The following is a 24,251-nucleotide window of genomic DNA, read 5'->3' on the forward strand; positions in this document are numbered from 1 at the left end:
GCCTTGGCAAGGCCGGATGAGCCGCCGGACGGGCGGGAATCAGGTGCGATCCCGAAACCGATTGGTGATCGGGTAGCGGCGGTCGCGTCCGAAGTTCTTTTTCGTGATTTTCACGCCCGGTGCGGCCTGCCGGCGCTTGTATTCGGCGATGTAGAGGAGATGCTCGATCCTGTGCACGGTTTCGCGGTCATGGCCCCGCGCAACGATGTCATCGACACTCATCTCGTTTTCGACCAGACACTCCAGAATATCGTCGAGCATCGGATAAGGCGGCAGCGAGTCCTGATCGGTCTGGTCCGGCCGCAATTCGGCCGATGGCGCCTTGTCGATGACGTGTTGCGGAATGACTTCGCCCGACGGGCCTAAAGCCCCCGGCGGCACATGCGTATTGCGCCAGCGCGACAATGCGTAGACCTGCATCTTGTACAGGTCCTTGATCGGGTTGAAGCCGCCATTCATGTCGCCATAAAGCGTGGCATAGCCGACCGACATTTCGGACTTGTTGCCAGTGGTCACCACCATGGAGCCGAACTTGTTGGAAATGGCCATCAGGATCGTACCGCGGGCGCGAGACTGCAAATTCTCCTCGGTAATTCCCTCACTCATTCCCTCGAAAAGCTGCGTCAGCGCGTGGCTGAAGCCCTCGACAGGCTCAAAGATCGGAACAATGTCATAGCGGCAGCCAAGCGCCCTGGCGCAGTCCTCGGCATCCTTGAGCGAGTCCTTCGTCGTGTAGCGGTAGGGCATCATGACGGCATGAAGCCGGTCTTCGCCAAGCGCATCGACCGCCAACGCTGCACAGATTGCGGAATCGATGCCGCCTGACAGGCCGATCACCACATTCTTGAAACCGTTCTTGTTCACATAGTCGCGCAAGCCAAGCATGCAGGCGCGGTAGTCGGCTTCTTCCTTCTCCGGGATTTTCGACATCGGCCCATCCGCGCAGACCCATCCTTCGCGCTCGCGCTTCCATGTCGTGACTACTACGGCCTCCTCGAATTGGCTCATCTGGAAGGCGAGCGTCTTTCGTGCGGAAATGGCAAAGGAGGCACCGTCGAAGACAAGTTCGTCCTGGCCGCCGAGTTGGTTTGCGTAGAGGATCGGCAGACCCGTTTCGATCACCTGCCGGATGACGACCTGCTGGCGCACGTCGATTTTGCCGCGATAATAGGGCGAGCCATTAGGCACCAGCAGGATTTCCGCGCCGGACTCGGCCAAGGTCTCGCAGACGCCAAGGTCGCCCCAGAGATCCTCGCAGATCGGAATTCCGATCCGCACGCCGCGAAAATTCACCGGTCCGGGCATTTCAGGGCCGGGCTGGAACACGCGTTTCTCGTCGAACTCGCCATAATTCGGCAGGTCGAGCTTGTAGCGTTCGGCGATGATCTTGCCGCCATCGGCAACGACCACCGAATTATGCGTGCCGCTCTCGCGCTTGAGCGGCGTGCCAATGATGACACCGGGACCGCCGTCCCCTGTCTCCCCGGCAAGATCCTCCACTGCCCGTTCGCAGGCAGTCAGGAAGGCCGGTTTCAGGATCAGGTCCTCGGGCGGGTATCCGGCGATGAACAGTTCGGTGAAAAGTATCAGGTCAGCGCCGTGGCGGGCCGCTTCGGCACGCGCCTCGCGTGCCTTGGCGAGGTTGCCGGCAATGTCGCCGACGACCGGATTAAGCTGAGCGACAGCGATGCGAAGAACGTCTGGCACGTGATTTTTCGTCATGACAGCGGTTTAGCGTGACGAAGCGTGAGCGGCAATGGCGACGCTTCACGCACAAGGCGCCATCACAGCGGGGTGCCTGCCAGCCTTTCGACAATGGCGAGGCCCCAGACCCCTGCGGCAATCACGATGGAGATCAGCACGGCCAGCGAGCCGCAGTCCTTGGCAAGCTGTATATCGATGTTGAATTCACGGCTGACAGCGTCGCAGGCCGCCTCGATCCCGGTATTCAGGACCTCGACCAGGATCAGAAGCAGGATGGCGCCAAGAAGCAGTGCGAAGCCACGCCATGTCGTGGCGATCAGCCACGCGGCCGGAATGGCAAGCGCCAGCAGGATCACTTCCTGCTGGAACGCGGTTTCATGACGGATAAGCCGGCTGAAGGCCCGCACCGAATTGCGAAAGGCTTTGATCAGACGTTCCATCGCGCATGGTCCCCTGCCGATTCACCGGAAAGGGGATCATTAGAGTATCCATTCCTACTGGAACAGATAGGAATCATTGGCGAAAAAGCCGTGATCCTTCGAATCGTGGACTCGCTTGGCAAGCGGCGATGCGCCCGCCGCCCCATAAGCGAAGAAAATCGGCATCAAATGTTCGTCACTCGGATGGTTTTCGTCGGGAAACGGTGCCAATTTCTTCCAATTCAGGAGCAATTTCGTGTCATTTTCTGCGAATTTCTCGGCAAACCACTCGGTAAATGCGCTTACCTGGCCAGAAAGCGCGGGGTCCGGCCGGGTGCCCTGGCGCATGATCGAAAAATAAGCGCGCAGATTATGGGTGATATGCCCGGAGCCGATCAGAAGCACACCCTCGTCGCGCAATCCGCTCAGTGCCTGTCCAAGTGAGTAGTGCCAGGCGGCATCGCGGCTTGGGTCGATAGAGACCTGTACGATCGGGATGTCGGCTGCAGGAAAGGCCAGCAGCATCGGTGTCCATGTGCCGTGATCATAGCCGCGCTTTTCAACCCGCTGCGGCTCAAGTCCGGCATCCTGAAGCAGTCCGAACACCTGAGCGGCAAGCGCCGGGTTGCCTTGAGCTGGATAAACCATCTGATACAATTCCGGCGCGAAGCCACCGAAATCATAGATCATTTCAGGCTTCGGGTCGAATACCACGGCGACGCCATTTGTCTCGAAATGAGCCGAGACGATCACGATCGCTTTGGGGCGAGGCATCAGCGAGGAAATGCTCTCGATGTAGTGGCGCGCAGGCGTATCGCTCAGCACGATATTGGGTCCGCCATGGGAAATGAACAGCGTCGGCATCTGGGTCATTGAAATCTCCTTGACCCTGAATATACGCCGCATCGACCCAATGCGGCAGAGCGCTCATCCTCGACAAACTGTTCAACGATTGCGAGCAGCGCGGGAAAACTCGTTCAGTCGCCTGCTACTTTAATGGCAGGCGTGGACTGAGGAAATTGCGGCAATCCATCATCGATTTCGTAGTAGTCGCCCTTGTCGGCCACGAAAATATGACATTCTCCCTTGAGCCCCGAGGGTGTGTCGAACGCGCCGGCCATCACGGAAATTGTATCGAGTCCATCGAGTTTCCAGAACAATGCCGAACCGCAGACACGGCAAAACCCGCGTCGGGCGACAGCAGAGCTATGATACCAGGTGACATTTTCGACGCCCTGCACGCTTATATCGCTGTCAGCCACATTGGTTGCGGCATAGAAATGACCGGTCTGCTTCCGGCACTGCGAACAATGACAGTAAATGACGTCACGAACCGATCCGGTAACTGTGAAATTGACAGCTCCGCAGCCGCAAGATCCGCTTCGTTGCTTATTCATTTTCCACCCTTATGGTTATATATAAATTCCCTTATGTGTTTTCAGTCAACCATACAAAGAACGGAGCAGACCGTCAGCTTTCCGTTCAATATAAATCTATTCGCCCGATCATAATGCGGATTGGTTTTCAAAAACCCCGGACATTCGACGCGAATAGTTCTGTAATTGTCGGTTTTTCTGAATTAAGAAAACCTTAGTCCAGTTGCATTTAATGTAATTACCAGATTAAAGCCGAATTGCGTATGGCATCGTGAGTCCAGGCAAGGATTCGCTGCACGCTGAAGTTTTGGTCGATTAGGATCGACGTGAACCGGAGCAAAGATGCAGACTGTTATTGCTCCCGCCAAGCAAGGTTATGATTTACCGGAAAACGTCGTAGCAACCCTGCGCCAGATCGGCGTCGTCGGGCTGCCTCGTAATTACGAGATTTTCTACGAAGCGCTCTCAGGTTCCAATCCACGACTAAGCCTGGAGGTTCTTGCGCTGGGCGAACACCCCACACAGGCGCAACTCGATGCGATAAGCCAAAAATACTTTGCGCAAAATCACAGCCAGAGCGTCGTCGAACACGCCCGCGAGATCATTGCACGGGAACTCGAAGACGTTGCGTCCATATTGCGCAAGGAACGCGGCCATCTCGAAAAATATGGTCAGATCCTGGATCAGACCTCGGATGGGCTCAACAGCCGTAGCTCACTGACCAAGGATCTGCTGCAAAAGATCGCCAACGCGATGTCTTCGGCGACCGCCGCAAAGATCGACCAGGGCAAGCAGGCTGCCAATGTGCTTGGCGAGAAATCAGCAGAACTTGAAAACCTCAAGTCCAAGCTTGAGGAATATAAGCGCCTGGCCGACACTGACCCCCTCACCCATATCTGGAATCGCCGGGCCTTCGACAAGAGGATTGCCGAACTTTACAACAGCAACCGTGCCATCCTCTTCAATGCGCTCATCCTTGCCGATATCGACTGGTTCAAGGACATCAACGACCGTCACGGCCACCCGGCAGGCGACAGGATTCTCCAAATCATCGCCGACATTTTCCGCAGCAGCACGCGTGACGACATGTTTGTTGCCAGAACGGGCGGGGAAGAATTCGCGCTTATCGTCGAAGGAACGACCGAGCAGTCTACATTCGAGCTTGCCGACAACATTCGCCTGCTGATCGAGCAGACGCGTTTCGTGAGCGCGCAATCCGGCATGGATTGCGGGCCGGTGACCATCTCGATGGGAATGTGCATGGCGTCAGAGGCCAACAGCGCTGACGATCTGTATGCAAAAGCCGACCGGGCGCTTTATCGCTCCAAGCTCGACGGGCGCAATCGAGTGACCAGATTTTCAAGCCTGCCGGAAGTCGGCGGAAAGAATTGGCTGCTCTACAGGAAGGACTGACAGCAGCCGCAAAGGCGGAAGGGCGCCGACGTGGCGGCGCCCTTGCCTATCAGGCGTTTGCCGCCTTCTTTTCTGCTCCGCCGGTCTTCGTCTTGAGCAATTCCGAAACCAGGAAAGCAAGTTCTATCGCCTGGTCGGCATTGAGGCGCGGATCGCAATGCGTGTGGTAGCGGTTCTGAAGGTCCTCATCGCGAACGGCACGTGCGCCGCCGGTGCACTCGGTTACGTTCTTGCCGGTCATCTCGATATGGATGCCGCCGGGGTGAGTGCCTTCGGCGCGGTGGATATCGAAGAAACCCTGAACCTCACGCAGAATCCGGTCGAAAGGCCGTGTCTTGTAGCCAGCCGCCGTGACCGTATTCCCGTGCATCGGGTCGCAGGACCAGACGACGTTGCGCCCTTCCTTCTTCACCGCCTGCACCAGCTTGGGCAGATGTTCGCCAACCTTGTCGGCTCCGAAACGCGCGATCAGCGTCAGCCGGCCCGGTTCGTTTTCCGGGTTGAGCAGATCGATCAGTTCCAGCAGGCCATCGGGGCTTATCGAGGGGCCGCATTTCAGGCCAAGCGGATTCTTGATGCCGCGGCAATATTCGATATGCGCCTGATCCGGCTGACGAGTGCGGTCGCCGATCCAGATCATGTGGCCGGAGGTGGCATACCAGTCGCCTGAGGTGGAATCGACACGGGTCAAGGCCTCTTCATAGCCCAGCAGCAGGGCCTCATGACTGGTGTAGAAGTCGGTCTCTCGCAGCGAATAATTGGTCTCCGACGAGATGCCGATTGCGCTCATGAAATTCATCGTCTCGGTAATGCGGCTCGCCAAAGCGGCATAGCGCTCGCCCTGCGGGCTGTCGGAAACGAAACCGAGCATCCAGCTATGCACATTCTCAAGGCTGGCATAGCCGCCCTGTGCGAAGGCGCGCAGCAGGTTGAGAGTCGCGGCTGATTGCCGATAAGCCATCGTCTGGCGCGCCGGATCGGGAATACGCGAGGCGGCGTCGAATTCGATGCCGTTGATGATGTCACCGCGATAGCTCGGCAGGGTCACGCCGTCGCGCGTCTCATTGTCGGACGAGCGTGGCTTGGCGAACTGCCCGGCAATGCGGCCAACCTTCACGACCGGCTGCGCGCCCGCAAAGGTCAGCACCACGGACATCTGCAGGAACACGCGGAAGAAGTCGCGAATATTGTCGGCGCCGTGTTCGGCAAAGCTCTCGGCGCAATCGCCACCCTGCAACAGGAACGCCTCGCCGGCTGCCACCTGTGCCAACTGCTTCTTCAGCTTGCGCGCCTCACCTGCAAAAACCAGCGGCGGAAAGGTCGCCAGACGCGCCTCGGTCTCCTGCAGGACAGCCTTGTCCGGATAGGCCGGAACCTGGCTGATCGGCTTGCTTCTCCACGAGTTCGGGGACCATTTCGTCATCGTCGTACCTAACGTTCTTCTTGCCGGCAAACTTGCCCGGCAGTCTTTGCCATTTGGCGGGAATTGCGGCTCTATTACAGGAAGCGGCCGCGCTATTCTACCCCGCCTTTGGGCAGTGCGAAAAGCGCGAAATTGTCGCCGCTCCTAGTCGACCCTTTCACCGTTTTCGATGCGGTAGGTCGGCTTGTACATCGTCACCAGTTCTTCTGCCGCGGTCGGATGGACGGCCATGGTGCAATCGAAATCGTCCTTGGTCAGCCCGGCCTTGATGGGAATGCCGAGAAGTTGGGCCATTTCGCCGGCATCTGGCCCGAGAACATGGGCGCCGACGACCCGCCGGGTCTCGGCATCTACCACCAGCTTCATCAGCATCTTTTCAGCGCGGCCCGATAGCGTGTGGCGCATTGGGCGGAAGGAGGCCCGGTAGATTTCGAGCTTCGCGTAGCGCTTGGCTGCATCGTCTTCCGACAGGCCGACGGTGCCGATTTCGGGCTGCGAGAACACCGCGGTCGGCACGCAGTCGTGATCCGGCCGGGTCGGATTGTTCTTGAATGCGGTCTCCACGAAACACATGGCTTCATGGATGGCTACCGGCGTCAGTTGGACGCGATTGGTCACGTCGCCAATAGCCCAGATATTGTCGATATTGGTTCGGGAGAAATCATCGACGATGATCTCACCGCTCTTGCCACGCTCGACGCCTGCCGCTTCAAGGCCAAGGTCCTCGGTATTGGGGATGCGGCCAAGAGCCAGCATGACCTGGTCGACGGTCAGTACCTCCCCGCCCTGCAGATGCGCATCGAGCCGTCCGTCAGGCCGCTTGTCGATGGCTGTGAATATTTCCTGGCACAGGATCCGGATGCCCTTGGCCTCCATGGTTTCGTGCAGAGCTCGCCGCAAATCCATATCGAAGCGGCCCAATATCTCCTTGCCGCGATAGACCAGGGTCGTCTGCACGCCCAGCCCATGGAAGATATTGGCAAATTCGACGGCTATGTAGCCGCCGCCGGCGATCACGATCGCTTTCGGCAATTCGGCAAGGTCGAATGCTTCGTCGGAATAGATGCAGCGCTCGTGACCCGGCAGCGCAACATGCGGATTTGGCCTGCCGCCGGTGGCGATGAGAATCTGGTCGGCGGTGACGATACGATCCTCGTTCACGAGCAGAATCGTATGCCGGTCGACAATAGTCGCCCTGGTGTGGAATATTTCGCCTCCGGCCCCTTCGACATTCTTGCCGTAGATGTTCTCAAGGCGGGCGATCTCGCGGTCCTTGTTGGCGACGAGCTTGCGCCAGTCGAACCGTGCGGGCTCGAGGCTCCAGCCATAACCGGCGGCATCCTCGAAATGCTCGGGGAATTGCGATGCATAGACATACAGCTTCTTCGGCACGCAACCGCGAATGACGCAGGTGCCGCCGAACCGATATTCTTCCGCAATCGCCACCCGCTTTCCGAGGGAGGCAGCAACCCGTGCGGCACGTACACCGCCGGAGCCGCCGCCAATGACGAAGAGGTCGTAGTCATATTCAGTCATGATTGTCTCCGGAAAGCCATATCAGCCACAGTTAAGACCGTGGCCGCCAAATAAAAAGCCCGGCAAGAGCCGGGCTTCAATTCCAGGTGTCCAATCGTGTCAGTTGGCGGGAGCCGGCGTCGGCGTCGCGGCATCAGGCGCTGGAGTCGGATCACCGGTCACCGGCGCCGACTTGTCCTTCAACTCCTCCGCAATGGCCTTGCTGGTTTCTTCAGCCAGATCACGGGCAATGCCGCGCTGCCATATGTCGGCGGCCTTGCCGACCTCGCGCGTCACAATCGGACCATCGGCCAGCAATTTCTTTCCCGGGGCCGAATTGTAGAAGGCGGCGATGCCGTTCAGGTCCTCGATCGAGAAGACCCGTGCATAAGCAAGGGCTGCCTCTTTCTCCAGATCCGCGCGGCGGCCGGCAAGTTTCAGCGTCGTCGCGTCAACCGTGGCGGTGATGACTGCCTGGAGATCCGGATTCTTCTGGATGAGTTCCGCCTTCAGCGTGGCGGCCGCCCCCGGCAATATGCTGTCATAGATGTCGGTCGCGTTGATGGCATCCACTGCCGCGCGCGCGGCCTTGAGGTGCTCCTCGGAGATATCCTGGGCGAAAGAAGGCGTGGAAATCGCGGCAAATGCCGATGCTGCCAGAACAATGGAAAGGCGGCGAGCGCGGGTAACCAACGTCATGATGGGTAAGACTCCTGTTTATCGGGTCGCATGGACCGTTTTGACGCCGTCCGCGCCGGCAACGATAGCGGCCTTGGCCAACCCCAGGAACAGACCGTGCTCGACGACCCCCGGAACGGCGTGAAGACCAGTAGACAGCGCTCTTGGATCGGGAATACGGCCAAAAGATGCATCGAGAATAAAATGTCCACCGTCTGTAACAAAAGGCTCGCCCTGCGTCATCCGCAATGTCAGCGGGCCTTTCAGTCCAAGTTGTTCGGCAAGGCGGGTGATCGCCAGTTCGGTTGATTTGAGCCCGAAGGGGTTGACTTCGATCGGCAGTGGAAACCGGCCGAGCGTGTCGACCATCTTGGTTTCGTCGGCAATGACGATCATGGACGCCGATGCGCTTGCGACGATTTTTTCGCGCAGCAACGCACCGCCGCCACCCTTGACCAGCGCAAGGTCGGGATCGATTTCATCTGCCCCGTCGATCGTCAGGTCGAGTTCGGGCGTCTCATCGAGGGTCGAAAGCGGGACGCCAAGCTCACGGCAAAGTGCTGCGGTGCGCTCCGACGTCGGTACGCCGATGATGGTCATGCCGGCGGCGACCTTTTCGGCAAGCAGCCGGACGAATTCCTCGGCCGTCGATCCCGTGCCGATGCCCAGCCGCATCCCGTCCGTTACATGCTCCAGCGCAACACGCGCCGCCTCGATCTTCAAAGTCCGTGCGTTCATCTGGCCGTCCTTGCTCCACTTCGCGCTCCTATCATTTCTGGGCGGCACGGCAAAGGCTTTCTGCCGCTTACGGCCCGCAGGACGCTTCAACTTGCATGAAAAGGGCGTACGGGCTATGCGCGGTCAAGCCTTTGCTGGAAGCGGCAAATCATCGGTAACAGAGCAGGACGCGCCATGACACGCCCCATCATTGTCTTCGATCTCGACGGAACATTGGTGGATACGGCGCCTGACCTGATGGACAGCCTCAACCATTGCCTCGATGTGGGCGGGCTGCCGCAAACCGATGCCATCGGATTCCGCTCTTATGTCGGCTTTGGCGGCAAGGTGATGATCGAGCGTGCCTACGCCGCGCAACAGCGGGCGTTGGAGCCCGATGAGCACGACCGGCTCTATTCGCTGTTCATGGACCATTACGGCGTGAATATCCCCGGCAAGTCCCAACCTTACCCCGGCGTGCTCATGGCGCTGGATCGATTCACCCAGGCAGGCTTCCTGCTGGCGATCTGCACCAACAAGACCGAAGGTTTCTCCCACAAGCTGATTCTGGAACTCGGCCTCAATACCTATTTCGCGGCAATCTGTGGCCAGGATACATTTGCTTTCCGCAAGCCCGATCCGCGGCATCTGACCGAAACGATTGCCAAGGCCGGCGGCGACGCAAGGCACGCTGTGATGATCGGTGATTCCCAGACCGACATCGACACGGCCAAGGCAGCCGGAATTCCGGTTGTTGCGGTGGATTTCGGCTACACGGAGCGCCATGTCCGTGAATTCGAACCGTCGAAAGTCATCTCGCATTTCGATGAATTGACGCTGGACCTGGCCCAACGGCTAATTGCAGCAGGACAAGCTTGATCAGTCCTTGACTTCGGTCATGCCCGCACCTTATATCGCGGCTCGCTTGGCCGTGTAGCGCAAAGGCGCTGCAACCTTCGAATTGAGGCATGATCCTTCCGATCTGGATCATGCTCCTGGCAAGCGGGCGATTAGCTCAGCGGGAGAGCACACCCTTCACACGGGTGGGGTCACTGGTTCAATCCCAGTATCGCCCACCATTGCCTTGTCGCCACGCCGGAGACGTGCGCCGTCATCCCTGCCCCTACCTCGAAATAGCTACCGCCTAATAATTTCTAGGATATTCGCTGGAACGCTGGATTTCCCTAAAGTCCAGCCATATGCGGCAGCAATTGCAGGGTCATGGAGGGCGTCGATGCTTCTCTGCACAGCCTATTTGACTGCCACGCTGGTTTCGTTTGGCACGCCAGAGGCTCCGGGCACGATGGAAGCGTGGCGACAGCCAATTCTGTGCCCGATGATCGACGCGCCAATGGTTTTGGCCTCCTTGCCAGAGGTGCACAGGGCTTTCGATCGCTTCACGGTTTCTCTCTCGGCGAGCTTTTATGCGTCGCTCTTATATGCCGCCGCCTGCCCCTCGCCTGAAAACTGCAAGCTGATGCCTCCAGCCGGGCAAAGATAACGGCTCATATTCATGTAGGCTGGGAACTCATTGCCACCAGTGGGCAACGGATTTGGCCGATGCAATCCTGAAACTGTCGCCAATTGTCGGATTCGTGCCGAATATGGCCAGCGGAATCCCGACCGTGCTAACGACTTCACCAGAGGCGTCCACCATGGTGCTGCATCCCACCAACAGGCAAGCGCCGTAGAGTTCGATATTGTATCGATAGACATGCAACATGCGTTGCATCGCCCTGGTGCCTCCCAAGCAGTGCTCGTAGTCACTTGAGAGGAACCCTGCTGCCTGCATAAAAGTCATGAGGTTGTCCTGTGATCGCGGCGGGTTTGAGCCAAGATATGAAAATGCTGCCAAGAATGTCCTCGGCGAACGGTCGTAAATGCAATGCAGGAGGACGTTGGCAGAATCCTTAATCAGATTGCCGCTCGCCGGAAAGCGAACCACAACGCGCAGATCCCTCGCTCCAGGCGTTTCCAGGCTGGCAATAAAGTCGCGGCTGGGAGCGCAATGGCTGCACTCATAGTCAAGGAAGACAACCGCAATCTCCGGCGCAGAGGGATTGCCGAATTCTATCTCCTCACCGAGCCGGACTTCATCAAGTGTATCGGACGAAGACGGCCGGGTTCGCGCCAACCGCAAAGCCTCGTTATAGTCGCGATAGAGCTTCATGAAAGCTGCGGTAGACTCCGCCGCCTTCGAGAGTTCCTCCAAGGATTTGGCGATTTCAGCACGAGATTGGCCTGCCGCCTGTCCAGGTTGCAGGAGCAAGGCCGCACCAACGAACAGCAAGGCGCCCTTCAATCGGGTTGGAATACGCTTCCTTAGCTGCTTGAACCACATATGCCACCCTTTCGGGAGCGGTCCCGGTCACTTGAGGTTCACCGTGAAATCGACCATGCCCCTGCTGAAGAAATAGAGGTTGAAAACCTGCTCGTGGTAGCCCTGAGGGCAGGATTCGTGATCTTGCAGAGACTTCTCCGGCCGCCGGAAACTGGAGCTAGAGACACAGAACACACGCTCGGCTCCGGTGGACAGGCTGTTGTCGCTGAAGTTGGACGCAGGGATATCCTTGATCACATAGCTGTTGAGGCTCGACAGGCCGTCCTTGTTGATCGACCGTACCGACAGGAAGGCCTCCCTTCGCCCATCACCTCGGGTGACAGGCTGGCACTCGCCAGGTTTCATCATGTACCAGCCATGCGCCGTCCACTCAGGATCGCCCAGATTAACCAGGCTTGTTGTCGCCAAAATGGCATAGGAGACCTCAGCCTCGCCGTTATTGCAGACCTTGATCTCCTGTGCCCCGGCCTCAGTCCAGGCGATGGCCGAAAGGGCAACTACGATAAGCTTCCAGCCAGTCTTCTTCATTGCGGCCAATCCTGCTGGGGAGCCACGGTCCCGTCAGCGAAATACCATCCGGACCGATGCTGGAACTCCACCAATGCCATGCCGTTCCTGTTGAGCTTGCAACGCCTGCCGATCTCCGCGCACAGTGTTGCCTGACGCTGCCTGTCGAACTCCCTGTTCGTCAGAGCCCTTTCCCCGTCCAGAAATGCCAAGGCAAGTTGTTCGATCTGGCCCAGTTCGCTATCGGGTTTGGGCGACTGACCCAGCTGCTTTGCGGCCTCAGTCGAGCCATTGGTCGCGGCTTTCTGCAGCCACTCCCAGCCCGTGGCCTTGTCCATCGCAACGCCTCGGCCGTTCATCAGCCGGTCGCCCAATTGCCATTGGGCCCAGGCGTTGCCCAGCCTCGCCGCCTCGCGGTACTGCGCAATCGCCTTGGTATCGTCGGCTGTCGTGCCCTCGCCCGTCTCGTACATATAGCCGAGCTCGGCGACAGCGTCGGGATGGAACAGTTGTGCAGCGACCGATATTGCCTTGAACGCCTCGGAAGAGGATTTAGTGGTTCCAGTACCATCTCGAAGGCGCAGCCCGATCATATAGATCGCATTCGCGTCACCTGCCGCCGCGGCACGTTCCTGCCATGAGTAACCCTTTTGCACGTCGTGGTGGGGGTCGTTGGGATCAAGATGGATCAAGGCCAGATTGACCATGGCCGTCGGGTCTCCGGCATCCGCGGCCTCCGTAAACAAGCGGAAAGCCTGCTCATTGTCTTCCTTGCTTGGATTGTTCGTGTAGCGAAGCAGGAAGCCAAGAATGAGTTTTGCCCGATCGAACCCGCGGGCAATCGCGTTCTCGGCGTGGGCCTTGGCTTCGCCCATGTCTGTCTTCACACCGAGCCCGTTGGCGTAAATCCGGGAGAGGAAATAGCTGCCCCATGGGTCACCTGCCGCCGCCAGCTTTTCCATGAAGCGCATGACCAGTTTCTGGTCTTCAGGCAGCGCTGCGCGCAGTCGATGGGTGAAAGAGCCGGTCAGGGCATTGAAAATGCGCGCCCGACCAATCAGTGCAAGATCGTCGGGCAGTCTCGGCACCGAGATATATTCCAACTGCATTGCGGGTTTGGGATCCGTCCCACTATCGATATGCGCGGCTGCGTCGGAAAATATCGCCTTGAGCGCGGATGGCGTAAGCGCCCCGGTTAAGGTGCCGCCGTCATTGAGCGTCGGGCTGCCGAGAACCACCCCATGCCGCATCGCGATGGCTGACAAAAGCTTGTGGTCAAGCGGCGCGTAGGCCGTAAAGCCCGAATTGTTCCATTTCGTCAGTACGTAGAGCCGTTCGCTGCCGCCAATATTGTCGCCAAGCTCCAGGATGGACCAATTCGGGGCGACGTTCACCAGCCGGCCGGAGTAGAGGCTTGCATCGAGCTTGCCATCTTTCTTGTGGGTGTAGGATTCGAGCAAAAAATCCTTTCCGTCGATCGCAACGAACCTGAAGGACAAGGTGTCGGTTGCAGTCGAGTTGCCCTGCCCTGCGCCCTTGGCCGTATAAGTCGCGTCGCGTTCAAACGGAGCCGCGTCGATGCTGGAAAATACCGGTTGCTCGGTCTTGGGAAAGCACGCGCCCAGGAAACCGGCCAAAGCGATGATGCCCAGTATTCTGGCAGCCTGGCGACAGACATCCCCTCGCAGAAAAAACAGCATGTCGCCACCTCGACGACTTCGGGCTCTGACTGCGGCCCAACACTTGATCCACAATCCAGAAATAACAGAAGTGTGATTTACACGCGGATGAGCCGTCAACACCGCCAAATGACGGGGCGCTTACCATCTTCCATTGATATGTACCGTGCTTCCGGATGCTGGGAGCATGCGTGACCGAGGTTAATCTCGGGGCACTCGTGCTTGGGCAGCGCGGCGGTGCGCCTGGTGCTACTGCCGGGGCGCTGATCGGTAGCGCGAATGAGCCCGGCCGATGCTATTATCGTGGCTTGAGGGGGCGGCGTTATATTGCGCGTTGTCCTGCAGGCTACTGACTGCAGGACAAAAGAAAAGCCGGTCAAAGCCGGCTTTTCACATTCATGCTGCTGATTTGCGATCAGTTGACGGCGTCCTTGAGGCCCTTTCCGGCCGAGAACTTGGGCACGGTGCGAGCCGGAATCTTTACTTCCGCGCCGGTCTGGGGATTGCGGCCGGTTGAAGCGGCGCGCTTGGACACGGAGAAGTTGCCAAAGCCGACGAGACGAACGTCTCCGCCCTTCTTCAGTTCACCGGTGATCACCGAAAACACGGCTTCGACAGCGGACTGCGCCTTGTTCTTTTCCAGACCAGCCTCTTCGGCAACGGCAGACACTAGTTCGTTCTTGTTCATAAAGACTTCCTTCCATGAGAGGACCGGGACTAACGACTCGACCGGCAGGAAACGGACTTTAGGAAGAACCGTTCCCGCAACCAAGCGGGAAAGTCATGGAAACGCTGGTTTTCCGCGGTTTTTCAACGAAAAAGCCGGGCTTTCGCCCGGCTTTTCTCTTGAACGGTCGGCATTGAGCCCCCGAATCGTCAATGTGCCAGCGTTTTTCCCGCATCCGCACCGGTTTCGGCCTTTGAAGCTGCGGCTTCAACAGGCTCCACCCACTCGATCGGCTCGGGCATGCGAACCAGCGCATGGCGTAGCACCTCGCCCACGCGGGCGACCGGAATGATCTCCATGCCGCTCTTCACGTTTTCCGGAATCTCCGCCAGATCCTTGGCGTTATCTTCCGGAATCAGCACCTTCTTGATACCGCCACGAAGGGCCGCCAGCAGCTTCTCCTTCAGGCCGCCGATCGGCAGCACCCTGCCGCGCAGCGTGATCTCGCCGGTCATCGCGACATCGGCCCGCACCGGAATTCCGGTCAGCACCGAGACGATGGCCGTCGCCATGGCGACACCAGCCGACGGGCCATCCTTGGGCGTCGCACCTTCCGGCACGTGCACATGGATGTCGCGCTTGTCGAACAGCGGCGGCTCGATGCCGAAATCGATCGCGCGGGAGTGGACATAGGACGCCGCCGCCGAAATCGATTCCTTCATCACGTCCTTGAGGTTGCCGGTCACCGTCATCTTGCCCTTGCCGGGCATCATGACGCCTTCGATCGTAAGCAGTTCCCCACCGACCTCGGTCCACGCCAGGCCGGTCACGACGCCGACCTGATCGTCAGCCTCGACCTGCCCGAAGCGGAAGCGCGGAACGCCGAGATAGTCCGAGAGATTGGCCGGCGTGATCTTTACCGACTTCTTCTTGGTCTTGATGATCTCGGTAACCGCCTTGCGGCCAAGCTTCATCAACTCACGCTCAAGGCTACGAACACCGGCTTCACGGGTATAGGTCTGGATGATCGCACGGATCGCGTCGTCCGAGACCGAGAACTCCTTCGGCTGCAGGGCGTGGTCGCGCATCACCTTGGGCATCAGGTGCCGCTTGGCGATCTCGACCTTCTCATCCTCCGTGTAGCCGGCGATACGAATGATCTCCATGCGGTCCATCAAGGGCGCCGGGATATTCAGCGTGTTCGCCGTCGTCACGAACATCACGCTCGACAGGTCGTATTCGACCTCGAGATAGTGATCCATGAAGGACGAGTTCTGTTCCGGATCGAGCACCTCCAGCAGCGCCGAGGACGGATCGCCACGGAAGTCCTGGCCCATCTTGTCGATTTCGTCGAGCAGGAAGAGCGGATTGGACTTCTTGGCCTTCTTCATCGACTGGATGACCTTGCCGGGCATCGAGCCGATATAGGTGCGCCGATGGCCACGGATTTCGGCCTCGTCGCGCACGCCGCCAAGCGCCATGCGCACGAACTCGCGGCCGGTCGCCTTGGCAATCGACTTGCCGAGCGAAGTCTTGCCGACGCCGGGAGGGCCGACGAGGCACAGGATCGGGCCTTTCAGCTTCTTCTGGCGGCTCTGCACGGCCAGATATTCGACGATGCGGTCCTTGACCTTGTCGAGGCCGAAATGATCGGTGTCGAGCACCTCCTGGGCGAAGTCGAGGTCCTGCTTGACCTTGGAGTTCTTGCTCCACGGGATCGAAAGCAGCCAGTCGAGATAGTTGCGCACGACCGTGGATTCGGCCGACATCGGCGACATTGAACGCAGCTTCTTCAATTCGGCGTCCGCCTTTTCGCGGGCCTCCTTGGACAGCTTCGTCTTCTTGATGCGCGCCTCCAGTTCGGCCACCTCGTCGCGGCCGTCCTCGCCCTCGCCGAGTTCCTTCTGGATCGCCTTCATCTGCTCGTTGAGGTAGTATTCGCGCTGGGTCTTCTCCATCTGGCGCTTGACGCGCGAGCGGATGCGCTTTTCCACCTGCAGCACGGAAATTTCGGCTTCCATGAAGCCCATGGCCTTTTCAAGCCGCTCCCGGACAGACAGCGTGCCGAGCATTTCCTGCTTTTCAGGGATCTTGATGGCAAGATGCGAAGCCACCGTATCGGCGAGCTTGGAATAGTCGTCGATCTGGCTGGCCGCACCGACCACTTCGGGCGAAATCTTCTTGTTGAGCTTCACATAGTTTTCGAAGTCGGAGATGACGGTGCGCGCCAGCGCTTCCACCTCGACCTCTTCCTCGTCCGGCTCGGTGAGCAGGACGGCCTTGGCCTCGTGAAAGTCCTCACGATCTGTAAAGCCCGTGATCTGCGCGCGCGAAGTGCCCTCGACCAGCACCTTGACGGTGCCGTCCGGCAACTTCAGCAGTTGCAGCACATTGGCGAGCGTGCCCGTCTCATAGATCGTGTCGGGCTCGGGATCGTCATCGGCGGCATTCATCTGGGTCGCAAGCAGGATCTGCTTTTCCGCGCCCATCACATCTTCGAGGGCCTTGATCGATTTCTCGCGCCCGACAAAAAGTGGGACAATCATATGCGGGAACACGACGATATCGCGCAATGGGAGGACTGCGAAAACGGCATCGCCGGGAGACCGGGACAAACTGGTCATTATCCAACCTTTCATTTCGCAGCCGCGCTTTGGCCAACCGCGAATCTCATTTTAACGGTGGCAAACCGTTCCGCCTATCACTGGTGGTACAGGATTTCAGCACGGAAAGCAGCCCACTACCTTTCGGGTGTTAGTTGGATGCATGGCTAATAAATATCAAGAGCGGACTTCAAAGGCATGGCGCTCATCTACTCATTTCGACGCAAGCGCCCTGCGCGGCCCGCGATGCTTCCGCAACGGACGGTTTTTAATCGACATCGATCAACGTGACGGCCAAAAAAAATTGCATTTCGCAGGGAACCATTCCCGAAGCTTGGCATTTCATGGCTGTCGGAAGCATTTTCAAATGGAGAAATCCACGAGAAAACGCCAAAGACAAAAGCGCTTCCCCATCCTTCAATGCGATGCGGGAAGCGTTTTTATTCCCGCCTTTTCAATTTTACGCTGTACTCTCCCCTTGCATGCAACCAATCTCCTGGCTTGCCGTTGTGGCCGGCAACCCAACACAGGAGATGTGGAAATGGTGAATAAGGACCAGGTGAAGGGAGTGGCCAATCAGGCCAAGGGCGCCGTGAAGGAAGCGGCCGGAAAAGTAACCGGCAACAAGAAGACCGAGGCCGAGGGCAAGACCGAAAAGCTCGCCGGCAAGGTCCAGAAGGGCTATGGCGACGCCAAGGAAAAGGTCAAGAAGGCGCTGTAAGCAAAGCTGCAAGTGCACGGAGGTGGGAGCAGGAATTCCGCCTCCGCCACTGCATTTGGCGCCTGCCGAAGTCCCCTTCCCCGGATTGAACCGATTTGGTCGCCAGGCGGCGTCACTCATGGCTTGAAGCCGGTGATGCAAAGGGGTAGGCCCGTCCCCGAACCTCAAAGCTTTTTCTGGAGACGGTGCCCGTGACTACGCCGAAGACAAGAACCGAAACCGATACGTTCGGGCCGATCGAAGTAGCTGCCGATCGCTATTGGGGCGCGCAGGCGCAGCGCTCGCTCGGCAATTTCAAGATCGGCTGGGAAAAGCAGCCGCTTTCAGTGGTGCGGGCGCTCGGCATCGTCAAGCGCGCCTGCGCGGAAGCCAATATGGAACTGAAGCGGCTCGATCCCGCCATTGGTGAAACCATCGTCAAGGCTGCCCAGGAAGTCATCGACGGCAAGCTCAACGATCATTTCCCGCTGGTGGTGTGGCAGACTGGGTCGGGCACCCAGTCCAACATGAATACCAATGAAGTGATCTCCAACCGCGCCATCGAGATGCTGGGCGGCGAGATGGGCTCCAAGAAGCCGGTTCACCCCAACGACCACGTCAATATGAGCCAGTCGTCGAACGACACCTATCCGACGGCAATGCACATCGCCTGCGCCGAGCGCATCGTTCACGACCTCCTCCCCGCGCTCAAGCACCTGCACGCCGCGCTGGATGCCAAGGCCAAGGCCTTCGACCATATCGTTAAGATCGGCCGCACCCATACGCAGGACGCGACCCCGCTGACACTCGGCCAGGAATTTTCCGGCTATGCGGCGCAGGTCGCGTCCTCGATCAAGCGCATCGAGCTCACCCTGCCTGGCCTGTGCGAACTGGCCCAGGGCGGCACGGCGGTCGGCACCGGGCTCAACGCACCGGTCGGCTTTGCCGAGAAAGTCGCCGCGCGCATTGCGGCGATTACCGGCATCGACTTCGTGTCCGCACCCAACAAGTTCGAAGCGCTGGCTGCCCATGATTCGATGGTGTTTTCGCATGGCGCAATCAATGCGACCGCTGCCGCCCTGTTCAAGATCGCCAATGACATCCGTTTCCTCGGCTCGGGGCCGCGTTCGGGCCTCGGCGAACTGGCCCTGCCGGAGAATGAACCCGGCTCGTCGATCATGCCGGGCAAGGTCAATCCGACCCAATGTGAAGCGCTGACGCAGGTTTGCGCGCAGGTCTTCGGCAATCAAGCCACGCTTACCTTTGCCGGTAGCCAGGGCCATTTCGAGCTCAACGTCTACAATCCGCTGATGGCCTACAACTTCCTGCAGTCGGTGCAGCTCCTGTCTGACGCGGCCGTCTCCTTCACCGACAATTGCGTGGTCGGCATCGAGGCGCGCGAGGACAATATCAAGGCGGCACTGGAACGTTCGCTGATGCTGGTTACGGCGCTTGCGCCGACCATCGGCTATGACAACGCCGCCAAGATCGCCAAGACGGCGCACAAGAACGGCACCACGCTGCGCGAAGAAGCTCTGGCGACCGGCCTGGTCAGCGAGGCCGATTACGATCGCCTGGTGCGGCCGGAGGAAATGACACATCCAGGCTGAGGATCCCTTCATCCTGTGAACAATGTGTCGCTGAAAAACCATCTTTGGTGAACAGTCGAAATTCTCTAAGTGAGGGGCATCAACCCCTCACGGAGAATGTCAATGTCCACCGATTCAACCGCCGTCGTCGTAAAGCCCGGCGTTGCTACTTCGTCCGCCGTTGTCCTGGTCGGGCGTGTCCTTTTATCCTCGCTCTTCATTCTTGCCGGCTATGCGAAGCTGACCGGCCTTGCCGGCACCGCCGGCTGGTTCGGCAGCATCGGCTTGCCGATGCCGATGGTCACGGCGGTTGTCGTGGGTCTGCTCGAGTTCTTTGGCGGCCTGGCCATTCTGGTCGGTTTCCAGACGCGCATTGCCGCGATTGCACTGGCAATCTTCACCCTCGCAGCCACGGCAATCGCGCATCTCGATTTCGCCGATCAGATGCAGGTGCTGCTGTTCCAGAAGAACATCTCGATCGTCGGTGGCTTGCTTATCGTCGCAGCCTTTGGCGCCGGTGCTCTGTCGATCGATAACCGTCGCCGTTGAGATAGTCACATCAGCTAAAGCCCGGCCTTCATCGGCCGGGCTTTTTTTATTTTACTGAAACGCAAGGGACGGGTGAGCCCGGCCTCCCGCCTTTTTCCTTATCCCGCTCCAGCCAAAAATGGCTATCCTTCCCCCGTCGATAATGTGGGGAATCACAATGTCCAACAGCGCTATCGTTCTTGTCGGCCGCATCCTGCTGTCGATCATCTTCATTCTTGCCGGCTTTGAAAAGCTGACAGCAATCGCCGGAACCGCGCAATATTTCGCAAGCTACAACTTGCCGGCACCGACTGTCCTGGCCGTTCTTGCCGGGTTGTTGGAACTGCTTGCCGGACTCGCGATCCTGATTGGTTTCCAGACTCGCATTGCCGCCTATTTGCTTGCGCTCTTCTGTATCGTCACGGCGCTGATTGCCCATATGGACTGGGCGGACGGCATGCAACTCATCCATTTCCAGAAGAACCTGGCCATGGCAGGTGGTTTCCTGGTTCTGGCGGCTTTTGGTCCGGGCTCCCTTTCCATCGACGCCAAGCGCGGCTAGACACCAAACTCCGAGGCCAGCGGCCCATCCGGCCCCTGATCAGGCGCTTGCCGATAGATCGGCTGCGCCTTCCACCACGAAGCTCAGCTTGCGCCCGGTCAACCGTGCAAGCTGGGCTAGCCTCCCCGCTGGGCGTTCGCCGTTCAGGGCAGCGTGGGCAGCAGGAATCACCAGCGAAAGCTCATCATCGCCCCGCCGCTGCCAGCGGAGCGTCGGGATGACGCCGGGCATCGAGGCTGAAAACAGATAGACGACGCGCATCATCGCGCCCAGAAGCCGCGCGCGCTCTACATAGCGGGGCGTCGCCATTGTGCGCAGTTCCGGAGCCAGCCCGTCATCGAACACGCCTTCGTGGCGAAAAAGATTGGCGAGTGCCAGGAAGGCGCGACCGGGATGATCGACGCCGATGAAAGAGGCGTGGGCGATGATGTTGAGCGATTGCGTGCCGCGATATTCCGGGTGGGCACGCCAGCCTATATCGGCCAGCAGGCAGGCGGCATGGCGATAGCGGGTTTCTTCCTCGGTCTCATCGATGCCGAAGGCGGCGAATGAGCGGTTGGTCCAGTCGACCAATTCGCGCGCATGGGTGACCGAGCGGGCACGGAGCAGAGCCAATTCGCTGGCCGCGGAGATAAGCGCATCGGTGCGCTGTTCCTCAGGCGTCAGCAGCGAATAGAGAAACCCTTCCCGGACGCCAAAGGCTGAAATCACGACCTGAGATGGTTTGGCTGCGGCGATGATCTCAAGCAGCACGGCAGCACCGTAAGGCAGCAGGGTGCGGCGATTCTTGGAAACGCCTTCGATGCCCTTCATCTTGTTGATGTCGCCCTTGGCAACCTGCCGCAGGAAGCCCATCGAGCTTTCGACATCCATCCGATAGTGATGCATGACGCTGAGCGGATAGTTCGTCATGTTCATGTGGAGCCGGGCGAGGTTTCGCCATGTGCCGCCGACGGCGTAGAATGTCCTGCCCTGCCCGCCCTTGAGCAGATTGGCGCGCGCGATTTCGGTCCGGGCGATCTTGGCGGCGGCAAGCGGCGAGTTCTTCGCCATGTCCTGCAGCCGCAACCCGCCCAGCGGCAGGGTCACGCCATCGCCGATTTCATCGCCACGAATATCGATCAGTTCCAGGCTGCCACCGCCAAGGTCGCCGGCAATGCCGTCAGGTGCGTGGAAGCCTGAAATGACCCCCAGCGCCGAATAACCTGCTTCCTGCCGTCCGCTAAGCACGCGGATTTCGGTGCCCAGGATTTTTTCGGCACGATGAATGAAATCGGGGCCGTTTTCGGCCTCGCGCGCCGCAGCCGTTGCGATGACATGAAGCTCTGCGGCGCCTGCCTGATCGGAAAGCGCACGGAAGCGGCCGAATTCCTCTATGGCGCGCGTCACCGCTTCCGGATCAAGCTTGCCGGTGGAAACGATACCGCGCCCGAGACCGGCGAGCATCTTTTCGTTGAACAGTACAGTGGGCGAGCGTGCGACACCTTCATAGACTACCAGGCGGATCGAGTTCGATCCAATGTCTATGACGGAGATCGGCCGGCGATCCTGAAGCCGGCCCTGAGATTGAGAAATCACCCGACCGTGCCGCTTGCTGCTTCGGTTTTCTTGCGGCGCTTGAACTGCGCAATCCGCTTCGGCGCATGCGACTTGAGCGCATCTCCGCGTCCAGACAGGCTCGGATTGGTCATGAAATATTCCTGCGCGTTGAACGGTTCTTCGCCCTCGTCCAGCGCCACGCGCCGCGAGGTTCCGTCAGCCAATACTTCGAAACTTTGCTGGTTGTCCATAATGTTTCCCAGCATGATCTGGCCAAGCACCTGTTCATGCACCGTCGGATTGGTGATCGGCACCATGGTTTCGACGCGCCGATCAAGGTTGCGCGGCATCAGGTCGGCGGAGCTGATATAGACGATCGCATCGTCCGATGGCAGGCCGTGACCATTGCCGAAGCAATAGATGCGGCTGTGCTCGAGAAAGCGGCCGACGATCGACTTGACCCTGATATTCTCCGACAGGCCCGGTACCTGCGGCCGCAGGCAGCAGATGCCGCGCACGACCAGATCAATCTCCACACCGGCGCGGCTGGCATCGTAAAGCGCGTCGATAATGAGCGGATCGACAAGCGAATTCATCTTCATCCAGATCTGCGCGGGCTCGCCATGCGCGGCATGCTCGATCTCCTGGGCGATATGCTTGAGAATGCGGCTACGCAAAGTCAGCGGCGACATCGCCAGCGCCATCTTTTCGGTCGGCTCGGCATAACCGGTGATGAAATTGAAAAGCTGGGCGACATCGCGGGCAATCTGCGGGTCGGTGGTGAAGAACGACAGATCGGTATAGATGCGCGCGGTGACCGGATGGTAGTTGCCGGTGCCCAGATGGACATAGTTGCGCAGCCTGCCCTCCTCGCGGCGCACCACCAGCGACATCTTGGCATGGGTCTTCAACTCGATGAAACCGAAAACCACCTGCACGCCGGCGCGTTCCAGGTCGCGCGCCCAGCGGATATTGGCCTCTTCGTCAAAGCGCGCCTTCAATTCAACCAGCGCAGTAACCGACTTGCCCGCTTCGGCCGCATCGACCAGCGCACGCACGATCGGGCTGTCGTTGGACGTGCGGTAGAGTGTCTGCTTGATTGCCACCACCTCGGGGTCGGCCGCCGCCTGGCGCAGGAACTGCACCACCACGTCGAAGGATTCATAGGGGTGGTGGACGATGAAATCCTTCTCGCGGATGGCCGCGAAGCAATCGCCGCGGTGATCGCGCACCCGTTCGGGGAAACGCGGATTGTAGGGTGTGAACTTCAGGTCATCGCGCGCCACTGCCACGATTTCAGAAATCTGGCTGAGCGCCAGCGGCCCGCTGAGCACGCTGACGCGCGAGGAAGGCACGCCGAGTTCGCCGGCGACAAAATCTCTCAGCTCATCAGGCGTCTGGTCATCGAATTCAATGCGGATGACCGACCCGCGCCGGCGCCGCTTGAGAGCCGTTTCGAAGAGCTGCACCAGATCTTCGGCCTCTTCCTCGACCTCGATATCGCTGTCGCGGATGATGCGGAACGAACCGGAACCCTTGACCTCGTAGCCCGGAAACAGATGGCCGATGAAAAGTGCCACCGTCTCCTCGGTAGGAATAAAGCGCACCAGTCCCTTGCGATCCGGCAGGCGGATGAAGCGTTTGAGCGCAGTCGGCAGGCGCAGCAGCGCCGTCATTTCCTCGCCATCCTTGAGATGGCGCAATTGCAGGGCCTTCGAGAAGCCCAGATTGGGAATGAACGGAAACGGATGCGCCGGATCGATCGACAACGGCGTCAGCACCGGGAAAATCTGCTCCAGAAAGTGATTTTCGAGCCAGATCCGCTCATCCCTGGTCAGCGCATCGCCCATTATGGTTTCGATGCCCTGTTTTTTGAGCAAAACCGCCAGGTTGGCGAGGCTTTTTTGCTGATCTTCCTGCAGACGGCCGACTTCCACCAGAAGCTGTTCAAGCTGCTGTTCGGGCGTGCGCCCGTCAGGGCTCTTGATGGCTATGTTCTCGCGAATCTGGCCGGCAAGTCCGGCCACACGCACCATGAAGAATTCATCCAGATTGGTGGCCGAGATCGACAGGAAGCGCACCCGTTCCAGCAGCGGATGGCGCTCGTTCTGCGATTCTTCGAGCACGCGGCGATTGAACTGGAGCCAGGAGAACTCCCGATTGACGAAACGGTCGGGATTGCCCGCCGAAACATCGCCATCGGCTGTGCTCATGCTGGTGAATTCGGTTTGGACCGGCCTGAATTCGTTCATGCCCTGCTCGTTCCTTGCATTTATGCGGCTTAGATTACC

At 59.1% G+C, this 24,251-nt stretch carries 22 protein-coding genes and 1 tRNA gene; 8 read left to right on the plus strand and 15 right to left on the minus strand.

What is annotated here, in order from left to right:
• Positions 1-39: 39 nt before the first annotated feature.
• The 4 genes from EET67_RS14260 to EET67_RS14275 form a co-directional block, all read right to left on the minus strand.
• Positions 40-1,722 (minus strand): NAD+ synthase, encoded by a 1,683-nt coding sequence (locus tag EET67_RS14260; RefSeq protein ID WP_128626853.1) that lies wholly within the window; start codon positions 1,720-1,722, stop codon positions 40-42.
• A 62-nt stretch (positions 1,723-1,784) separates the two neighbouring features.
• Complete coding sequence (locus EET67_RS14265; RefSeq protein ID WP_128626854.1) at positions 1,785-2,144, minus strand: diacylglycerol kinase; 360 nt, start codon at positions 2,142-2,144, stop codon at positions 1,785-1,787.
• Positions 2,145-2,198: 54 nt separating this feature from the next.
• Positions 2,199-2,996 carry a DODA-type extradiol aromatic ring-opening family dioxygenase gene (locus EET67_RS14270; protein ID WP_128626855.1) on the minus strand — a complete coding sequence of 266 codons (798 nt, stop codon included), beginning with the start codon at positions 2,994-2,996 and terminating at the stop codon, positions 2,199-2,201.
• 104 nt (positions 2,997-3,100) lie between these two features.
• On the minus strand, positions 3,101-3,520 hold the full coding sequence (locus EET67_RS14275) for a GFA family protein (RefSeq protein ID WP_128626856.1): 420 nt from the start codon (positions 3,518-3,520) through the stop codon (positions 3,101-3,103).
• 321 nt (positions 3,521-3,841) lie between these two features.
• Here EET67_RS14275 and EET67_RS14280 point away from each other — a divergent pair, with 321 nt between their 5' ends.
• Positions 3,842-4,912, plus strand: coding sequence for a GGDEF domain-containing protein (locus EET67_RS14280; RefSeq protein ID WP_128626857.1), 1,071 nt, complete (start codon positions 3,842-3,844; stop codon positions 4,910-4,912).
• Positions 4,913-4,961: 49 nt separating this feature from the next.
• On the opposite strand, the gene EET67_RS14285 is transcribed toward EET67_RS14280, so the two are convergent.
• The 4 genes from EET67_RS14285 to rpiA form a co-directional block, all read right to left on the minus strand.
• The gene (locus EET67_RS14285) at positions 4,962-6,335 is read right to left on the minus strand and encodes a class II 3-deoxy-7-phosphoheptulonate synthase (protein ID WP_128626858.1); all 1,374 of its coding nucleotides are present in this window, start codon (positions 6,333-6,335) and stop codon (positions 4,962-4,964) included.
• Positions 6,336-6,479: 144 nt separating this feature from the next.
• Entirely contained in the window at positions 6,480-7,871 is a 1,392-nt protein-coding gene (gene gor, locus EET67_RS14290) for a glutathione-disulfide reductase (protein WP_128626859.1), read from the minus strand.
• 99 nt (positions 7,872-7,970) lie between these two features.
• Complete coding sequence (locus tag EET67_RS14295; RefSeq protein ID WP_128626860.1) at positions 7,971-8,549, minus strand: DUF2059 domain-containing protein; 579 nt, start codon at positions 8,547-8,549, stop codon at positions 7,971-7,973.
• Positions 8,550-8,567: 18 nt separating this feature from the next.
• Positions 8,568-9,266, minus strand: coding sequence for a ribose-5-phosphate isomerase RpiA (gene rpiA, locus EET67_RS14300; protein WP_128626861.1), 699 nt, complete (start codon positions 9,264-9,266; stop codon positions 8,568-8,570).
• Between the two features lie 174 nt (positions 9,267-9,440).
• Here rpiA and EET67_RS14305 point away from each other — a divergent pair, with 174 nt between their 5' ends.
• The 3 genes from EET67_RS14305 to EET67_RS14315 all read left to right on the plus strand — a co-directional run bounded on the left by EET67_RS14305 (position 9,441) and on the right by EET67_RS14315 (position 10,746).
• Positions 9,441-10,124 (plus strand): phosphoglycolate phosphatase, encoded by a 684-nt coding sequence (locus EET67_RS14305; protein ID WP_128626862.1) that lies wholly within the window; start codon positions 9,441-9,443, stop codon positions 10,122-10,124.
• A 125-nt stretch (positions 10,125-10,249) separates the two neighbouring features.
• Positions 10,250-10,324 (plus strand) — tRNA-Val (locus tag EET67_RS14310).
• 155 nt (positions 10,325-10,479) lie between these two features.
• Positions 10,480-10,746, plus strand: a complete 267-nt coding sequence (locus tag EET67_RS14315; protein ID WP_128626863.1) for a hypothetical protein — start codon at positions 10,480-10,482, stop codon at positions 10,744-10,746.
• Positions 10,747-10,773: 27 nt separating this feature from the next.
• Here the strand turns inward: EET67_RS14315 and EET67_RS14320 are convergent, their stop codons facing one another.
• The 5 genes from EET67_RS14320 to lon all read right to left on the minus strand — a co-directional run bounded on the left by EET67_RS14320 (position 10,774) and on the right by lon (position 17,063).
• Entirely contained in the window at positions 10,774-11,586 is an 813-nt protein-coding gene (locus EET67_RS14320; protein ID WP_128626864.1) for a thioredoxin domain-containing protein, read from the minus strand.
• Positions 11,587-11,613: 27 nt separating this feature from the next.
• The gene (locus EET67_RS14325; protein WP_128626865.1) at positions 11,614-12,114 is read right to left on the minus strand and encodes a DUF1036 domain-containing protein; all 501 of its coding nucleotides are present in this window, start codon (positions 12,112-12,114) and stop codon (positions 11,614-11,616) included.
• Positions 12,111-13,793, minus strand: coding sequence for a tetratricopeptide repeat protein (locus tag EET67_RS14330; RefSeq protein ID WP_128626866.1), 1,683 nt, complete (start codon positions 13,791-13,793; stop codon positions 12,111-12,113). The genes EET67_RS14325 and EET67_RS14330 overlap by 4 nt, the downstream gene beginning before the upstream one ends.
• Before the next feature lie 394 nt (positions 13,794-14,187).
• The gene (locus EET67_RS14335; RefSeq protein ID WP_128626867.1) at positions 14,188-14,460 is read right to left on the minus strand and encodes an HU family DNA-binding protein; all 273 of its coding nucleotides are present in this window, start codon (positions 14,458-14,460) and stop codon (positions 14,188-14,190) included.
• Between the two features lie 188 nt (positions 14,461-14,648).
• A complete protein-coding gene (lon, locus tag EET67_RS14340) occupies positions 14,649-17,063 on the minus strand; it encodes an endopeptidase La (protein ID WP_128626868.1) in 2,415 nt (804 codons plus the stop codon).
• A gap of 520 nt (positions 17,064-17,583) precedes the next feature.
• Here lon and EET67_RS14350 point away from each other — a divergent pair.
• From EET67_RS14350 to EET67_RS14365, 4 genes are all read left to right on the plus strand, one after another.
• Positions 17,584-17,763, plus strand: coding sequence for a CsbD family protein (locus tag EET67_RS14350; protein ID WP_128626870.1), 180 nt, complete (start codon positions 17,584-17,586; stop codon positions 17,761-17,763).
• A gap of 191 nt (positions 17,764-17,954) precedes the next feature.
• Positions 17,955-19,352: a class II fumarate hydratase gene (gene fumC / locus EET67_RS14355; protein ID WP_128626871.1), complete on the plus strand. Its 1,398-nt coding sequence runs from the start codon at positions 17,955-17,957 to the stop codon at positions 19,350-19,352.
• A 102-nt stretch (positions 19,353-19,454) separates the two neighbouring features.
• On the plus strand, positions 19,455-19,880 hold the full coding sequence (locus EET67_RS14360) for a DoxX family protein (protein ID WP_128626872.1): 426 nt from the start codon (positions 19,455-19,457) through the stop codon (positions 19,878-19,880).
• Positions 19,881-20,037: 157 nt separating this feature from the next.
• Entirely contained in the window at positions 20,038-20,421 is a 384-nt protein-coding gene (locus EET67_RS14365) for a DoxX family protein (protein WP_128626873.1), read from the plus strand.
• A gap of 39 nt (positions 20,422-20,460) precedes the next feature.
• Here the strand turns inward: EET67_RS14365 and ppx are convergent, their stop codons facing one another.
• Both ppx and EET67_RS14375 read right to left on the minus strand, forming a co-directional pair.
• Positions 20,461-21,999: an exopolyphosphatase gene (ppx, locus tag EET67_RS14370; protein WP_128626874.1), complete on the minus strand. Its 1,539-nt coding sequence runs from the start codon at positions 21,997-21,999 to the stop codon at positions 20,461-20,463.
• Positions 21,996-24,212 (minus strand): RNA degradosome polyphosphate kinase, encoded by a 2,217-nt coding sequence (locus tag EET67_RS14375; RefSeq protein ID WP_128626875.1) that lies wholly within the window; start codon positions 24,210-24,212, stop codon positions 21,996-21,998. The genes ppx and EET67_RS14375 overlap by 4 nt, the downstream gene beginning before the upstream one ends.
• Positions 24,213-24,251: the final 39 nt, after the last annotated feature.

The sequence above is a fragment of the Borborobacter arsenicus genome, from assembly GCF_003934165.1.
GTDB classification, from domain to species: Bacteria; Pseudomonadota; Alphaproteobacteria; order Rhizobiales; family Rhizobiaceae; genus Pseudaminobacter; species Pseudaminobacter arsenicus.

Coding starts and splice junctions, on each gene's coding strand:
- EET67_RS14260 (WP_128626853.1), bottom strand. CDS start 1,722: ATGACGAAAAATCACGTGCCAGACGTTCTTCGCATCGCTGTCGCTCAG.
- EET67_RS14265 (WP_128626854.1), bottom strand. CDS start 2,144: ATGGAACGTCTGATCAAAGCCTTTCGCAATTCGGTGCGGGCCTTCAGC.
- EET67_RS14270 (WP_128626855.1), bottom strand. CDS start 2,996: ATGACCCAGATGCCGACGCTGTTCATTTCCCATGGCGGACCCAATATC.
- EET67_RS14275 (WP_128626856.1), bottom strand. CDS start 3,520: ATGAATAAGCAACGAAGCGGATCTTGCGGCTGCGGAGCTGTCAATTTC.
- EET67_RS14280 (WP_128626857.1), top strand. CDS start 3,842: ATGCAGACTGTTATTGCTCCCGCCAAGCAAGGTTATGATTTACCGGAA.
- EET67_RS14285 (WP_128626858.1), bottom strand. CDS start 6,335: ATGACGAAATGGTCCCCGAACTCGTGGAGAAGCAAGCCGATCAGCCAG.
- gor (WP_128626859.1), bottom strand. CDS start 7,871: ATGACTGAATATGACTACGACCTCTTCGTCATTGGCGGCGGCTCCGGC.
- EET67_RS14295 (WP_128626860.1), bottom strand. CDS start 8,549: ATGACGTTGGTTACCCGCGCTCGCCGCCTTTCCATTGTTCTGGCAGCA.
- rpiA (WP_128626861.1), bottom strand. CDS start 9,266: ATGAACGCACGGACTTTGAAGATCGAGGCGGCGCGTGTTGCGCTGGAG.
- EET67_RS14305 (WP_128626862.1), top strand. CDS start 9,441: ATGACACGCCCCATCATTGTCTTCGATCTCGACGGAACATTGGTGGAT.
- EET67_RS14315 (WP_128626863.1), top strand. CDS start 10,480: ATGCTTCTCTGCACAGCCTATTTGACTGCCACGCTGGTTTCGTTTGGC.
- EET67_RS14320 (WP_128626864.1), bottom strand. CDS start 11,586: ATGTGGTTCAAGCAGCTAAGGAAGCGTATTCCAACCCGATTGAAGGGC.
- EET67_RS14325 (WP_128626865.1), bottom strand. CDS start 12,114: ATGAAGAAGACTGGCTGGAAGCTTATCGTAGTTGCCCTTTCGGCCATC.
- EET67_RS14330 (WP_128626866.1), bottom strand. CDS start 13,793: ATGCTGTTTTTTCTGCGAGGGGATGTCTGTCGCCAGGCTGCCAGAATA.
- EET67_RS14335 (WP_128626867.1), bottom strand. CDS start 14,460: ATGAACAAGAACGAACTAGTGTCTGCCGTTGCCGAAGAGGCTGGTCTG.
- lon (WP_128626868.1), bottom strand. CDS start 17,063: ATGACCAGTTTGTCCCGGTCTCCCGGCGATGCCGTTTTCGCAGTCCTC.
- EET67_RS14350 (WP_128626870.1), top strand. CDS start 17,584: ATGGTGAATAAGGACCAGGTGAAGGGAGTGGCCAATCAGGCCAAGGGC.
- EET67_RS14360 (WP_128626872.1), top strand. CDS start 19,455: ATGTCCACCGATTCAACCGCCGTCGTCGTAAAGCCCGGCGTTGCTACT.
- EET67_RS14365 (WP_128626873.1), top strand. CDS start 20,038: ATGTCCAACAGCGCTATCGTTCTTGTCGGCCGCATCCTGCTGTCGATC.
- EET67_RS14375 (WP_128626875.1), bottom strand. CDS start 24,212: ATGAACGAATTCAGGCCGGTCCAAACCGAATTCACCAGCATGAGCACA.